This is a genomic window from Pantoea sp. S61, assembly GCF_016625145.1.
GTDB classification, from domain to species: domain Bacteria; phylum Pseudomonadota; class Gammaproteobacteria; order Enterobacterales; family Enterobacteriaceae; genus Pantoea; species Pantoea rwandensis_B.
In genome coordinates this window covers 61,662-73,721 of sequence record NZ_JACVUO010000002.1, presented here as the reverse complement: position 1 = coordinate 73,721, position 12,060 = coordinate 61,662, and the positions used below count along the sequence as shown (strand labels likewise).

13 protein-coding genes are annotated in these 12,060 nt (G+C 55.6%); 4 read left to right on the top strand and 9 right to left on the bottom strand.

The annotated features are described in order from the left end of the window. Nucleotides 1–3: 3 nt before the first annotated feature. Complete coding sequence (locus tag IAE30_RS05735; RefSeq protein WP_007888732.1) at nucleotides 4–351, bottom strand: YacC family pilotin-like protein; 348 nt, start codon at nucleotides 349–351, stop codon at nucleotides 4–6. Nucleotides 352–528: 177 nt separating this feature from the next. Here IAE30_RS05735 and cueO point away from each other — a divergent pair, with 177 nt between their 5' ends. Further along, on the top strand, nucleotides 529–2,151 hold the full coding sequence (gene cueO / locus IAE30_RS05730; protein WP_200678472.1) for a multicopper oxidase CueO: 1,623 nt from the start codon (nucleotides 529–531) through the stop codon (nucleotides 2,149–2,151). A 185-nt stretch (nucleotides 2,152–2,336) separates the two neighbouring features. On the opposite strand, the gene IAE30_RS05725 is transcribed toward cueO, so the two are convergent. After that, nucleotides 2,337–3,626 carry a cystathionine gamma-synthase family protein gene (locus tag IAE30_RS05725; RefSeq protein WP_200678463.1) on the bottom strand — a complete coding sequence of 430 codons (1,290 nt, stop codon included), beginning with the start codon at nucleotides 3,624–3,626 and terminating at the stop codon, nucleotides 2,337–2,339. 166 nt (nucleotides 3,627–3,792) lie between these two features. On the opposite strand from IAE30_RS05725, the gene hpt reads away from it, so the two are divergent. The 3 genes from hpt (at nucleotide 3,793) to IAE30_RS05710 (ending at nucleotide 6,265) form a co-directional block, all read left to right on the top strand. Beyond that, nucleotides 3,793–4,329 (top strand): hypoxanthine phosphoribosyltransferase, encoded by a 537-nt coding sequence (hpt, locus tag IAE30_RS05720; protein WP_034829567.1) that lies wholly within the window; start codon nucleotides 3,793–3,795, stop codon nucleotides 4,327–4,329. Nucleotides 4,330–4,574: 245 nt separating this feature from the next. Then, entirely contained in the window at nucleotides 4,575–5,498 is a 924-nt protein-coding gene (locus IAE30_RS05715) for an ABC transporter ATP-binding protein (RefSeq protein WP_034829565.1), read from the top strand. Continuing rightward, on the top strand, nucleotides 5,495–6,265 hold the full coding sequence (locus tag IAE30_RS05710) for an ABC transporter permease (RefSeq protein ID WP_034829563.1): 771 nt from the start codon (nucleotides 5,495–5,497) through the stop codon (nucleotides 6,263–6,265). The genes IAE30_RS05715 and IAE30_RS05710 overlap by 4 nt, the downstream gene beginning before the upstream one ends. Nucleotides 6,266–6,303: 38 nt before the next feature. Here the strand turns inward: IAE30_RS05710 and panD are convergent, their stop codons facing one another. The 7 genes from panD to dksA form a co-directional block, all read right to left on the bottom strand. Beyond that, a complete protein-coding gene (gene panD / locus IAE30_RS05705) occupies nucleotides 6,304–6,684 on the bottom strand; it encodes an aspartate 1-decarboxylase (protein ID WP_200678461.1) in 381 nt (126 codons plus the stop codon). Between the two features lie 39 nt (nucleotides 6,685–6,723). Further along, a complete protein-coding gene (gene panC, locus IAE30_RS05700; RefSeq protein ID WP_038648994.1) occupies nucleotides 6,724–7,578 on the bottom strand; it encodes a pantoate--beta-alanine ligase in 855 nt (284 codons plus the stop codon). Between the two features lie 15 nt (nucleotides 7,579–7,593). After that, nucleotides 7,594–8,388, bottom strand: coding sequence for a 3-methyl-2-oxobutanoate hydroxymethyltransferase (panB, locus tag IAE30_RS05695; RefSeq protein WP_045816819.1), 795 nt, complete (start codon nucleotides 8,386–8,388; stop codon nucleotides 7,594–7,596). 82 nt (nucleotides 8,389–8,470) lie between these two features. Then, nucleotides 8,471–8,956: a 2-amino-4-hydroxy-6-hydroxymethyldihydropteridine diphosphokinase gene (gene folK, locus IAE30_RS05690; RefSeq protein ID WP_200678459.1), complete on the bottom strand. Its 486-nt coding sequence runs from the start codon at nucleotides 8,954–8,956 to the stop codon at nucleotides 8,471–8,473. Next, nucleotides 8,953–10,368: a polynucleotide adenylyltransferase PcnB gene (gene pcnB, locus IAE30_RS05685; protein WP_205625007.1), complete on the bottom strand. Its 1,416-nt coding sequence runs from the start codon at nucleotides 10,366–10,368 to the stop codon at nucleotides 8,953–8,955. Before pcnB ends, folK begins: the two co-directional genes overlap by 4 nt. Nucleotides 10,369–10,405: 37 nt before the next feature. Continuing rightward, on the bottom strand, nucleotides 10,406–11,341 hold the full coding sequence (gene gluQRS / locus IAE30_RS05680) for a tRNA glutamyl-Q(34) synthetase GluQRS (RefSeq protein WP_200678457.1): 936 nt from the start codon (nucleotides 11,339–11,341) through the stop codon (nucleotides 10,406–10,408). A 70-nt stretch (nucleotides 11,342–11,411) separates the two neighbouring features. Further along, entirely contained in the window at nucleotides 11,412–11,867 is a 456-nt protein-coding gene (dksA, locus tag IAE30_RS05675) for an RNA polymerase-binding protein DksA (protein WP_034829547.1), read from the bottom strand. Nucleotides 11,868–12,060: the final 193 nt, after the last annotated feature.

The following is a 12,060-nucleotide window of genomic DNA, read 5'->3' as shown; positions in this document are numbered from 1 at the left end:
GGGCTATTTGACGTAAGCGAGCAGACTCAGCGAGTCACGTGCCAGCGACTTACACTTCTTGTCATTGGTAATGGCGATACCGCTCAAATCTTTGTAACTCTCTTCGCCGAGCGACTTCATGTTGTAGTTGCTGTAATTACTCAGATCCCAGCGGTTCTGCTGGGCAAAAAACACCAGCGCTTTGCGAATTTGCGCATCGGGCAGATCCTGATAGCCACAATCGTTCTTCAGGTAAACAAACACCGCGGTCAGATCGGCCAGATCTTCTGCTTCGGATTCGCTCAGGGCAAAACTGGTGGAGGAGAAGCCAAGGAGTCCCGCCAGCAGCAGGATCTTGATGCTTTTCGTCATAATCATTCTCAACAAGGGGCAATGAATTGACGTTAGCACAGTTATTGCAGGGATTCCGCTAAATTTGCCTAAATGGGGCATTCCCACGGTTTTTATCAGCGCATTCTGTTAAGGGGCTTGACCCTCCCGCAGGGTAAAGGTTTACGCTGTGCCCTTATTCACGACAAGGATAAGAATATGCAACGTCGTCATTTTCTAAAGTTGACCGCCGCACTCAGCGCGGCAGGTGCGCTGCCGTTGTGGAGTCGTTCATTAATGGCGGCTACGCGCCCGCTGTTACCGATCCCCTCTATTTTGCAGCCCGATGCACGCGGAGCGTACACGCTGACCGCGATGAGTGGCACCAGCCAATGGAACGGCAAATCCGTCCCGACGTGGGGCTATAACGGCAGTCTGCTCGGCCCGGCACTGCGGTTGCCGCGCGAGAAAGCCGTTACGGTGAATATTCATAATCGGCTGGCGGAAGCAACGACATTGCACTGGCACGGTCTGGAAATTCCTGGCGATGTCGATGGTGGGCCGCAAGCACTGATTGCGCCCGGTGCTTCACGTCAGGTGACCTTTACGCCCGATCAACCGGCTGCCACCTGTTGGTTCCATCCGCATCAGCATGGCAAAACCGGCTATCAGGTGGCGCAGGGGCTGGCGGGATTGGTGCTGTTAGAGGACGAGGATTCCGGCAAATTGCGTCTGCCGATGCAGTGGGGCGAAGATGACGTGCCGCTGATCTTCCAGGATAAACAGCTGACCCAGGACGGCACAAAAATCGATTACCAACTCGACATCATGCGCGCGGCGGTGGGCTGGTTTGGTGACATGATGTTAACCAACGGCGTGCAGTATCCGCAGCAAGCGGTGCCACGCGGTTGGCTGCGACTGCGTCTGTTGAACGGCTGCAATGCCCGCTCGCTGGATATCGCCACCAGTGATAAGCGCCCGATGTACGTGATTGCCAGCGATGGCGGTTTGCTGGCCGAGCCGGTAAAAGTGGATAGCCTGCCGCTGCTGCCTGGCGAGCGTTTCGAAGTGATGATTGATACCTCAGACGGCAAAACCTTCGACATGGTGACGCTGCCAGTCACGCAGATGGGCATGACGCTGGCCCCCTTTGATCAACCCTTGCCGCTGGTGCAAATTCTGCCACTGCGCGTGATGGCGAGTGGTTCTATGCCGGATAAGCTGGTGGATCTGCCGCCGCTGCCATCAGTGGAAGGCGTGCAAAGTCGCTGGCTACAACTGATGATGGATCCGCAGCTGGATCAACAAGGCATGCAGGCGCTGATGGATCGTTACGGTCATCAAGCCATGGCCGGGATGAAAATGGATCACGGCAGCATGGACTCGAAGGGCGGGGCGATGCAGATGGATCATGGCAGCATGAAAATGAGCGGCGGCGCCATGACGATGGACCATGGCAGCATGCCGATGGATCACGGAAAAACGGCGACTTATGATTTCCATAACGGCAATAAAATCAACGGCCAGGCGTTTAATATGACCAAGCCAATGTTCAATGCCGAACTGGGTAAGCTGGAAAAATGGACCATTTCTGGTGAGGGCGACGCCATGCTGCATCCGTTCCACATTCATGGCACCCAGTTCCGCATCCTGTCAGAAAACGGCAAGCCACCAGCGCCGCATCGTGCTGGCTGGAAAGATATGGTGAGCGTGAACGGCTGGCGCAGTGAAGTGCTGGTGCGTTTTAACTACGTTGCCAATGCGGAGAACGCCTATATGGCGCATTGTCATCTGCTGGAGCATGAAGACACCGGCATGATGCTGGGCTTTACCGTCGGCTAAGTGATTGCCGTACAGCAGCGAAGCTAAAATAGCTTCGCTGCAGGGTATTGAGCAACACAAGGGCATAAGCGGCGTATTTTAATGCTCAGCATCAGGATGCAAGCGTGGACATCGGGCAGCCTTATCCTGCTGTCCGATGCGTGGTCAACGCCGCCATTCACTTAATGAGCGTGCCGGGCAAGGGATTAGGCCTGAGCCGCTTCCAGTGCCAGCCGGATATCCTCAATCAAATCATCAGCATGTTCGATACCAATCGATAAACGTACCGTGGCATCGGTAATGCCAATACGCTGGCGTACCTCCTGCGGCACGCCGGAATGGGTGGTGCTGCCCGGATGGCTGGCGAGTGATTCGGTACCGCCCAGGCTCACGGCCAATTTAAACAACCCAAGGGCATTGAGAAAACGAAACGCTGCCGGCTGGCCACCTTTGATATCAAAAGAGAACGTGGAACCTGCGCCGCTGCATTGTCGCTGGAAGGTTTCTCCCGCGGAGCTGTCCGCATCGAGATAGGGCAGCCAGTGCAGTTTTTCCACCTGCGGGTTACCACGTAGAAACGCGGCGACTTTTTCTGCATTGCTGGCGGCTTTCTCCATCCTCAACGACAGCGTTTCCAGCGAACGTCCAATCATCCAACTGGAGTGCGGATCAAGCTGGGTGCCGATGGCACTGCGCAGCGATCGCACCTTGCTCACCAGCGCTTTGCTGCCCAGCACCGCACCGGCAATCAGATCCGAATGGCCGCCGACATATTTGGTGAGCGAGTAGAGCGACAAGTCTGCACCGTGCTGCAAAGGGCGTTGAAACAGCGGGCCGAGCAAGGTGTTATCGCAGGCGAGAATCGGGCGTGAACCTTGCTGCTGGGTGATCACATCTGCCACCTGCTTCATTAGCTGAATATCCACCAGGCTGTTGGTCGGGTTGGCCGGCGTCTCAATCAGAATCAGGGCTACACGACCGCGCTGCCACGCCAGTTTGGCTGCTTCATAAACCTTGTCTTCATCGGTGCCATCGCTGAAGCCCACGGCTTTAATTTCTAAATCGTGTAGCGTTTTGCTTAGCAACGTTTCAGTGCCGCCGTACAGTGGTTGTGAATGCAAAATCACTTCACCTGGCCGCGCAAACGCCAGCAGCGTGGTCGCAATGGCCGACATTCCGGAGGAGAACAGCGCGGCACTTTCTGCCTGTTCATAGATGGCCAACCGATCTTCCACAATCTCGCTATTGGGATGGTTAAAGCGTGAGTAAACCAGCCCACCGCTCTTGCCCTCCGGCGGCTGCTTGCGTCCGGCGACGAAATCAAAAAAGTCCTGTCCCTCTTCGGCGCTGTTGAACACAAAAGTTGAAGTCAGGAATACAGGAGGTTTGACTGCGCCCTCCGATAGCCGCGGATCGTAACCGTAATTAAGCATCTGCGTTTCCGGATGCAGATCGTGGGTGCCAATCTGTGTTTTTTTACTGGGTGAAGCGGCCATAGGATCTCCAGAGATTACCGGTGAGAGTGCGGGTGGGTTTTCTGTAGTTAAGGTCAGCGCAATAAATTTTGCCACGGTATCGTTTGCGTTCTGTGCGCGGCGTTAGAGGCTGGTTCGACTATGATAGACTTCGTGGCTTTCTGAAAACCTTAACCAGGCGAATGCAATGAAACACACCGTCGACGTGATGATCTCTGAGCAGGAGATTGCAACCCGTATTGCCGAACTGGGCAAGCAGATTAGCGAACACTACCGCAGCAGCGGCAGCGAAATGGTGTTGGTGGGTCTGCTGCGTGGCTCCTTTATGTTTATGGCCGATCTCTGCCGTGCCATCGATGTCCCGCATGAAGTCGACTTTATGACCGCCTCCAGCTATGGCAGCGGTATGTCATCGACCCGCGACGTGAAAATCCTGAAAGATCTGGATGAGGACATTCGCGGCAAAGATGTGCTGATCGTGGAAGACATCATCGATTCCGGCAATACGCTGAGCAAAGTGCGCGAGATCCTGCGCCTGCGCGAGCCAAAATCACTGGCTATCTGCACCTTGCTGGATAAGCCAGAGCGCCGTGAAGTGGACGTCACCGTGGAATACGTTGGCTTCACCATTCCCGATGAGTTCGTGGTCGGCTTTGGTATCGACTACGCGCAGCGCTATCGTCATCTGCCGTATATTGGCAAAGTTATCCCGACCGGTGAATAACCGCACAATCTTCCAAGGCTAACCCCGCCAGCCTGCGATAAGATGCGCAGCCCGCGAGTCATTGACTAACGGGCTGCGCTTGCGTTCCCCTGCCGCATGCAGAGTGGTAAAGTGTCGCGGGTTATCGCTCAGCGCTTCATCTTTGATTTTTCATTCGTTATCTCTGAATAACCCCGCATGCTCGGCGTGAGCGCACTATCATTTCATAGGGCTTTGATGTCACTACAACAGGGTATGGATTCGCAATGACTTATGCACTGGAACTTTCCGGGCTCACCAAAACCTATCCCGGCGGCGTTCAGGCGCTGAAGAAGCTTGATCTCAACGTTGAGGCAGGCGATTTTTACGCACTGCTCGGGCCAAACGGCGCGGGTAAATCGACCACTATCGGCATCATCAGTTCGCTGGTGAATAAATCCGGCGGCAGCGTGCGGGTGTTTGGCTATGACCTGGAAAAAGACGTGGTCAATGCGAAACGCCAGCTGGGTCTGGTTCCGCAAGAGTTCAACTTTAACCCGTTTGAAACCGTGATGCAGATTGTGGTCAATCAGGCAGGTTATTACGGCGTGGAGCGAGCTGAAGCCAACAAGCGCGCGGAAAAATATCTTAACCAGCTCGATCTGTGGGGCAAACGCAACGAGCGTGCACGCATGCTATCGGGCGGGATGAAACGCCGTTTGATGATCGCACGTGCGCTGATGCACGAGCCAAAACTGCTGATTCTGGATGAACCGACCGCAGGCGTCGATATCGAACTGCGTCGTTCAATGTGGACCTTCCTGAAAGATCTCAACATCAAAGGCACCACCATTATTCTCACCACGCACTATCTGGAAGAGGCAGAAATGCTGTGCCGCAATATCGGCATTATTCAGAGCGGTGAGCTGGTGGAAAACACCTCGATGAAAGGCCTGCTGTCGAAGCTGCAATCGGAAACCTTCATCCTCGATCTGGCGCCGCGCAGCCCGCTGCCGCAGCTGGAAGGCTTCCAGTATCGTCTGGTGGATACCTCTACGCTGGAAGTGGAAGTGATGCGTGAGCAGGGGCTCAACAGCGTGTTCAGCCAGCTGAGTGCGCAGGGTGTGCAGGTGCTGAGTATGCGTAACAAAGCGAACCGCCTTGAAGAGCTGTTCGTCAGCCTGACCCAGGGTAAAGGAGTGAAAGCATGACACATTTATACTGGGTGGCGCTTAAGAGTATCTGGGCCAAGGAGATCAACCGTTTTGCCCGCATCTGGATTCAGACGCTGGTGCCACCGGTGATCACCATGACGCTCTATTTCATCATCTTCGGTAATCTGATTGGTTCACGCATCGGCGATATGCATGGCTTCAGCTATATGCAGTTCATCGTGCCGGGCCTGATCATGATGGCGGTGATTACTAACGCTTACGCCAACGTGGCCTCTTCGTTCTTCAGCGCTAAATTCCAGCGCAATATTGAAGAGCTGCTGGTGGCGCCGGTGCCCACGCACATCATTATCGCCGGTTATGTCGGTGGTGGTGTGGCGCGTGGGGTGTGCGTTGGCATTCTGGTGACAGCAATTTCACTGTTCTTTGTGCCGTTCCACGTGCATTCCTGGTCAATGGTGGCCCTGACGCTGTTGCTGACTGCGATTCTGTTCTCGCTGGCTGGCCTGCTGAATGCGGTGTTTGCGCGTACCTTTGACGATATCAGCTTGATCCCCACCTTCGTGCTGACGCCGTTAACCTATCTCGGAGGCGTGTTCTATTCGCTGACGCTGCTGCCGCCGTTCTGGCAGGCGGTGTCAAAACTGAACCCGGTGGTATATATGATCAGTGGATTCCGCTACGGTTTCCTCGGCATCAATGATGTGCCGCTGGTGTTTACCCTGTCAGTGCTGATTGCCTTTATCGTGGTGTTTTACGTACTGGTGTATGCGTTGATTCAGCGCGGTCGCGGATTGCGTACTTAAGTTTTATGGGGGGCGGCCTAATGGCCGCCCCCGTTGTATCAAACCACCTGAACCGGCAACGCTTTGGCGATGCGTTTCATGTCGTTGTCGCCTTCGAAATAAGCGACTTTGGGCTGCCAGCTACGGGCGACTTCATCTTCCACCTGCACATAAGAGCAGATGATCATGATGTCACCTTCACAGGCACAACGGGCGGCGGCACCGTTGACGGAGATGATCTTCGACCCACGCTCAGCGGCAATCGCGTAGGTCGAGAAGCGCTGACCGTTGGTGACGTTATAAATGTCGATGGCTTCGTATTGCAGAATGCCGGACGCATCAAGAAAATCCTGGTCGATGGCGCAGGAGCCTTCGTAGTGCAAATCTGCCTGAGTGACTTTCACGCGGTGCAGTTTGCCCTGTAACACGGTACGAATCATAACGAATAACCTTGTTAAGCTGCGATTAAACGACGGAGATTACTCCGTCAGATCCACTTGCTGATTATCGATCAGGCGCGCATTGCCCAGCCAGGCGGCCATCAGAATGACGGCGCGCTGGCTATCTACCGTCAGCGGCTGCAGATTGTCGGCATCGCAAATGGCCAGGCCATCAGGGCGGAAACCTTTCTCACGCAATGCGGCCTCGGCCGTTTCGATAATCTCTTCGACATGGCGCTCGCCGTTATTCAGACGCTCGGCCATGCTGTTCATCACCTGGCTCAGACCGGCGGCGATCGCGCGCTCTTCGCTGGTGAGGTAGCCGTTACGTGAACTCAATGCCAAACCATCTTGCGCGCGCACGGTCGGTACACCAACAATCTCGATATCGAAGCCCATATCAGCCACCATCTTGCGAATAATGGCTAGCTGCTGGAAATCCTTCTCGCCAAAACAGGCGATATCGGGCTGCACCAGATTGAACAGTTTACTCACGATGGTGGAAACACCGCGGAAGTGACCAGGGCGGCTGGCACCTTCCAGCAGTGATGATAACCCGGGGACTTCAACGAAGGTTTGGCTATCCAGCCCTTTGGGATAAACATCCGCTGGCGCAGGGGCAAATACCAAATCGACGCTGTGGCGATTAAGCTTCTCGCAATCATCCTGCAAGGTGCGAGGATAGCGCGCCAGGTCATCGGCGCGTTCAAACTGCATCGGGTTGACGAAAATCGAGACCACCACAATATCGGCTCGCTCGCGCGCTTCATCCACCAACGTCAGGTGGCCGTCATGCAGGTTACCCATGGTGGGCACCAGCGCGATACGTTTGCCTTCCTGCCGCCAGCGACGAATTTCTCGGCGCAGCATCGGCAGCGATTCAATAATCAGCACTGCAAATCTCCTGATTTACTGGAAACTGTGTTCGGCGGCAGGGTAGATGCCCGCCTCAACGTCGGCAATATACTGGCGAATTGCCGCGCGAATGTCGCCGGTTTCCGCGAGGAAATTTTTGGCAAATTTTGGAATATGACCGCCGGTAATACCAAAGGCATCGTGCATCACCAGAATCTGTCCATCGGTGACGTTACCCGCACCAATACCGATGACCGGAATGCTCAACGCTTTGGTGATGCGATCTGCCAGCGCCACCGGCACACACTCCAGCACCATCAATTGTGCTCCAGCGGCTTCCAGCGCCAGTGCATCGGCCAGCAAACGCTCAGCGCCCGCTTCATCACGGCCCTGCACCTTGTAGCCGCCAAAGATGTTCACTGACTGCGGCGTCAGGCCCAGATGACCACAGACCGGCACGGCGCGCTCGGTGAGCATACGCACGGTGTCTGCCAGCCATTCACCGCCTTCCAGCTTCACCATGTTGGCACCGGCACGCATCAGTTGAGCGGCGTTATCGAAGGTTTGCTGCGGTGTGGCGTAACTCATAAACGGCAGGTCGGCCATCACCAGCGCATTCGGCGCGCCACGGCGCACGGCAGCGGTGTGATAAGCGATATCCGCCACGGTGACAGGTAATGTGGATTCATGGCCTTGCACGGTCATGCCAAGGGAGTCACCAATCAGCATCACCTGAATGCCTTCATCGGCAAACAGGCGGGCAAAGCTAAAATCGTAGGCCGTCAGGGTGGCAAATTTGCGGCCACTGGCTTTGAGCTGGCGTAGATGGGTGATGGTTGTCGGTTTCATCGTACACTCCAGAGTTTTCTGATGCGCGCAGTGTACTGGATTGATTGAAAAGGCGATACGACCGTAGTGCGATTATTGCGGCTTACTCAGACCACAAGCGGATGGTGCTGCGATCCAGCGTGGCGAGGATGCCGGTCAGTGGCTGACCGTTGGGCAAGCGCAGGCCTGGGGCGATCTCTAACAGCGGCACCAGCATAAACGCGCGGTTGTGCATGTCGTAGTGCGGCACGGTGAGGCGTGGCGTGTGAATCGTCTGCTGACCAAACAGCATGATGTCGATATCGAGGGTGCGCGGTCCCCAGCGCTCCGCTTTGCGCACGCGCCCATGCTCCAGCTCGATACGTTGCGTATGATCGAGCAAGGCTTCAGCTTCCAGCGTGGTGTCCAGCGCGACCACCGCATTCAGGTAATCAGGCTGATCTGGCGGGCCGTACGGTGGTGTGCGGTACAGTGAAGACGTTGCAACGCGCGAGGTGTGCGGTATCGCATCAAGCCCGGCCAGCGCTGCATCAACCTGATGCAGCGGATCGGCCAGATTACTGCCTAATGCGAGGTAAACGCGAATCATGATGCGCTATTGGTATCGCGGCGTGGGCCGGTTGGACGACGGCGCGGGCGACGCGGTTTGCGACGCGGTGCCACCGGATCATCGCCCAGCGTGTTCATCATGGTTTTCTGCTCGACCGGAGCCGCCGCCTGGAACTCGCCCCACCAATGGGTCAGGCTTTGCAGTTCGCGGTTGTTTTCCACATCGGCTCGCAGCGCCAGCAGATCATAAGCGGCACGGAATTTAGGATGCTCCATCAGCTTCCAGGCGCGTTTGCCATGACGACGCGACATGCGCAGCTGCAGCTGCCAGATATCGCGAATCAAGGTAGTGATACGCTTAGGAATTGCCAGCGCACGGCAGGCTTCATCCAGCGTTTCATTCATCGAGAGCGCAAAGGCGTCGTAATAGGTCAGTCCGCTTTCCTGCGCAATGCGTTGGGCCGATTCCAGCTGCGGATACCAGAACATCGCGGCAAACAGGAAGGCCGGATTGACGCGCATATCGTTCTGAATGCGGTTGTCGGTGTTCTTCAGCACCTGCGCCAGCATTTTCTCCATCAGGCTGTCGCTCTCGGCAGTGAAGCCACGCGTCAGGGTAGGGAACAGCGGCTGGAACAGATGGTACTCGCGCATCATCTGATAGGTACGGAATCCGTAACCGGCTTGCAGTAGTTTGAGGGATTCTTCGAACAGACGCGCAGGCGGGATGTCATTCAGCAGCGTCGCCAGGCGAGGAATCGGCTCGGCAGTTTCCGCGGCAATGCGCATCTCCAGCTTGGCGGCAAAACGCACCACGCGCAGCATACGTACCGGATCTTCGCGGTAACGCGTTTCTGGATCGCCAATCAGCCGGATCACGCCGTCTTCCAGATCCTGCAACCCACCCACGTAATCACGTACGGAGAAATCCGCCACGCTGTAATACAGACTATTGATGGTGAGATCGCGGCGCTGCGCATCATCTTCGATGCTGCCAAAAATGTTATCACGCAGCAGCATGCCGTTCTGGCCGCGCTGGGAATTGTTGCGATCGTCTTCCGCTTCTTCCTGGTGATGACCACGGAAGGTCGCGACTTCGATCACTTCAGGACCGAACATCACGTGCGCCAGGCGAAAACGACGGCCCACGAGGCGGCAGTTGCGGAATAGCTTACGCATCTGCTCAGGCGTGGCGTTGGTGGTGATATCAAAGTCTTTTGGCTTCTTACCCAGCAGCAAATCGCGCACGCCGCCGCCTACCAGGTAAGCTTCGAAACCGGCTTTATTCAGGCGATACAGCACTTTAAGGGCGTTTTCGCTGATATCTTTGCGTGAGATGTTATGGCTTTCACGGGGAATGACGGTCATCAGACTTTCAGTTTCCACCTCTTCAGGCGCTTCCTCGTCACGCTTGAGGACTCTCCGGCAAAAATTTGCGACTCGGGTAAAAATGGGACACCTCGACAGTGATAAAAAGGGTGTTAATAAATCAGCGGCTAATCATAGCCTGTTGCGAACCATTTAGGAATGGCGATGTCGCCTCATCCGCTATTCGCGCGTTCTGTTGTGGGATCAGTTGGATACTCCACCGAGCCACTGCGTGCTTCAGTAATTGCTCCGTGGTGGCATCTTGCCAACCCTCCAGTATCGGTTGACCCAACAAACGCAACGCGTGCACCAGTAATGGACGCGCGTCCCCCGCGGGTAAAGCGGGCGCATGATTCTGTTTCGAGAGCTTATTACCCTCGTCATTGATGGCCAGCGGCAGGTGCAGATATGCCGGCACCGGCCAGTCGAACTGCTGGTAGAGCGCGATTTGACGCACCGTGGGTTCGATCAAATCTGCCCCACGAACGATTTCCGTTACACCCTGAAAATGGTCATCCACCACCACCGCCAGGTTGTAAGCAAACAGCCCATCCCGACGATGGATAATAAAGTCCTCTTCCGCCAGCGAGGGTTCGGCGGCTAAGTGACCACGCAGGCGATCGTCAAAGCCATACACCGGCCGATGCTGACGCAAACGCAGCGCGGCGTTTTCTGCGGGGAGATGCAATTCCCGGCAGTGGCCGTCATAGAAGCCCCCGAGCTGCTGAATACGACTGCGCGTGCAGGTGCAGAAGTAGCTTTGACGATGCTGTTGCAGCCAGCTCAACGCTTCCCGGTAGGCATCATGGCGCTGCGACTGCCATAACACGTCGCCATCCCAATGCAGGCCATAGTGTTCCAGCTGTTGCAGGATGCGCGTGGCTGAGCCTGCCACTTCCCGTGGTGGATCGATATCTTCAATGCGCACCAGCCAGCGGCCTTGTTGCGCACGTGCGCTCAGATAGCTGCCTAATGCGGCTATCAGCGAACCAAAATGCAGATCACCAGAAGGAGAGGGGGCGAAGCGCCCAACACAGGAGGAGAGGAGTGCGGTCATTTTGAGGTGCACCGCACGTCGGGAAAACAGTGGTTTTCCCGGCAGTGCGGCGACAGTCTGCTCACGGCCATTAGCCTGCCATCTGCTTCTCGCGGATTTCAGCCAGCGTTTTGCAGTCGATGCAGAGATCGGCGGTCGGACGCGCTTCAAGGCGACGAATACCAATTTCTACACCACAAGAATCACAGTAGCCGAAATCGTCGTCATCCACTTTCTTCAGCGTTTTTTCGATCTTTTTGATCAGTTTACGCTCACGATCGCGGTTACGTAATTCCAGACTGAACTCTTCTTCCTGTGCGGCACGGTCTACCGGATCCGGGAAGTTAGCAGCTTCGTCCTGCATATGTGACACAGTGCGGTCTACTTCATCCCGAAGTTGGTTGCGCCAGGCTTCCAGAATCTTGCGGAAATGGCTCAGTTGGGCGTCGTTCATATACTCTTCGCCCGGTTTCACCTGATACGGCTCCACACCAGCGATGGCGAGGATACTCAGGGACGATGTTTTACGGTTTTGCCCTTCTTGCATGTTGTTTCTCCTGGATAACACGCCCTTCCCGTCATACTTCAGGTTGCATGTGCATTGGCTAAATGACCACCGACTGCCTGCAACGCGAATTATTAAGGGGTATATCGATTCCCATCAGGGAAAAAACAGGCCGCTATAAATAGCAGAAGCAGTCAAGGTTGGCAATTATTCATATTCGCACCTTGACAAGCCT

Bases quoted from the DNA above. Each gene is read 5' to 3' on its own strand.
- IAE30_RS05735 (WP_007888732.1), bottom strand. From the start codon at position 351: ATGACGAAAAGCATCAAGATCCTGCTGCTGGCGGGACTCCTTGGCTTC.
- cueO (WP_200678472.1), top strand. From the start codon at position 529: ATGCAACGTCGTCATTTTCTAAAGTTGACCGCCGCACTCAGCGCGGCA.
- IAE30_RS05725 (WP_200678463.1), bottom strand. From the start codon at position 3,626: ATGGCCGCTTCACCCAGTAAAAAAACACAGATTGGCACCCACGATCTG.
- hpt (WP_034829567.1), top strand. From the start codon at position 3,793: ATGAAACACACCGTCGACGTGATGATCTCTGAGCAGGAGATTGCAACC.
- IAE30_RS05715 (WP_034829565.1), top strand. From the start codon at position 4,575: ATGACTTATGCACTGGAACTTTCCGGGCTCACCAAAACCTATCCCGGC.
- IAE30_RS05710 (WP_034829563.1), top strand. From the start codon at position 5,495: ATGACACATTTATACTGGGTGGCGCTTAAGAGTATCTGGGCCAAGGAG.
- panD (WP_200678461.1), bottom strand. From the start codon at position 6,684: ATGATTCGTACCGTGTTACAGGGCAAACTGCACCGCGTGAAAGTCACT.
- panB (WP_045816819.1), bottom strand. From the start codon at position 8,388: ATGAAACCGACAACCATCACCCATCTACGCCAGCTCAAAGCCAGTGGC.
- folK (WP_200678459.1), bottom strand. From the start codon at position 8,956: ATGATTCGCGTTTACCTCGCATTAGGCAGTAATCTGGCCGATCCGCTG.
- gluQRS (WP_200678457.1), bottom strand. From the start codon at position 11,341: ATGACCGCACTCCTCTCCTCCTGTGTTGGGCGCTTCGCCCCCTCTCCT.
- dksA (WP_034829547.1), bottom strand. From the start codon at position 11,867: ATGCAAGAAGGGCAAAACCGTAAAACATCGTCCCTGAGTATCCTCGCC.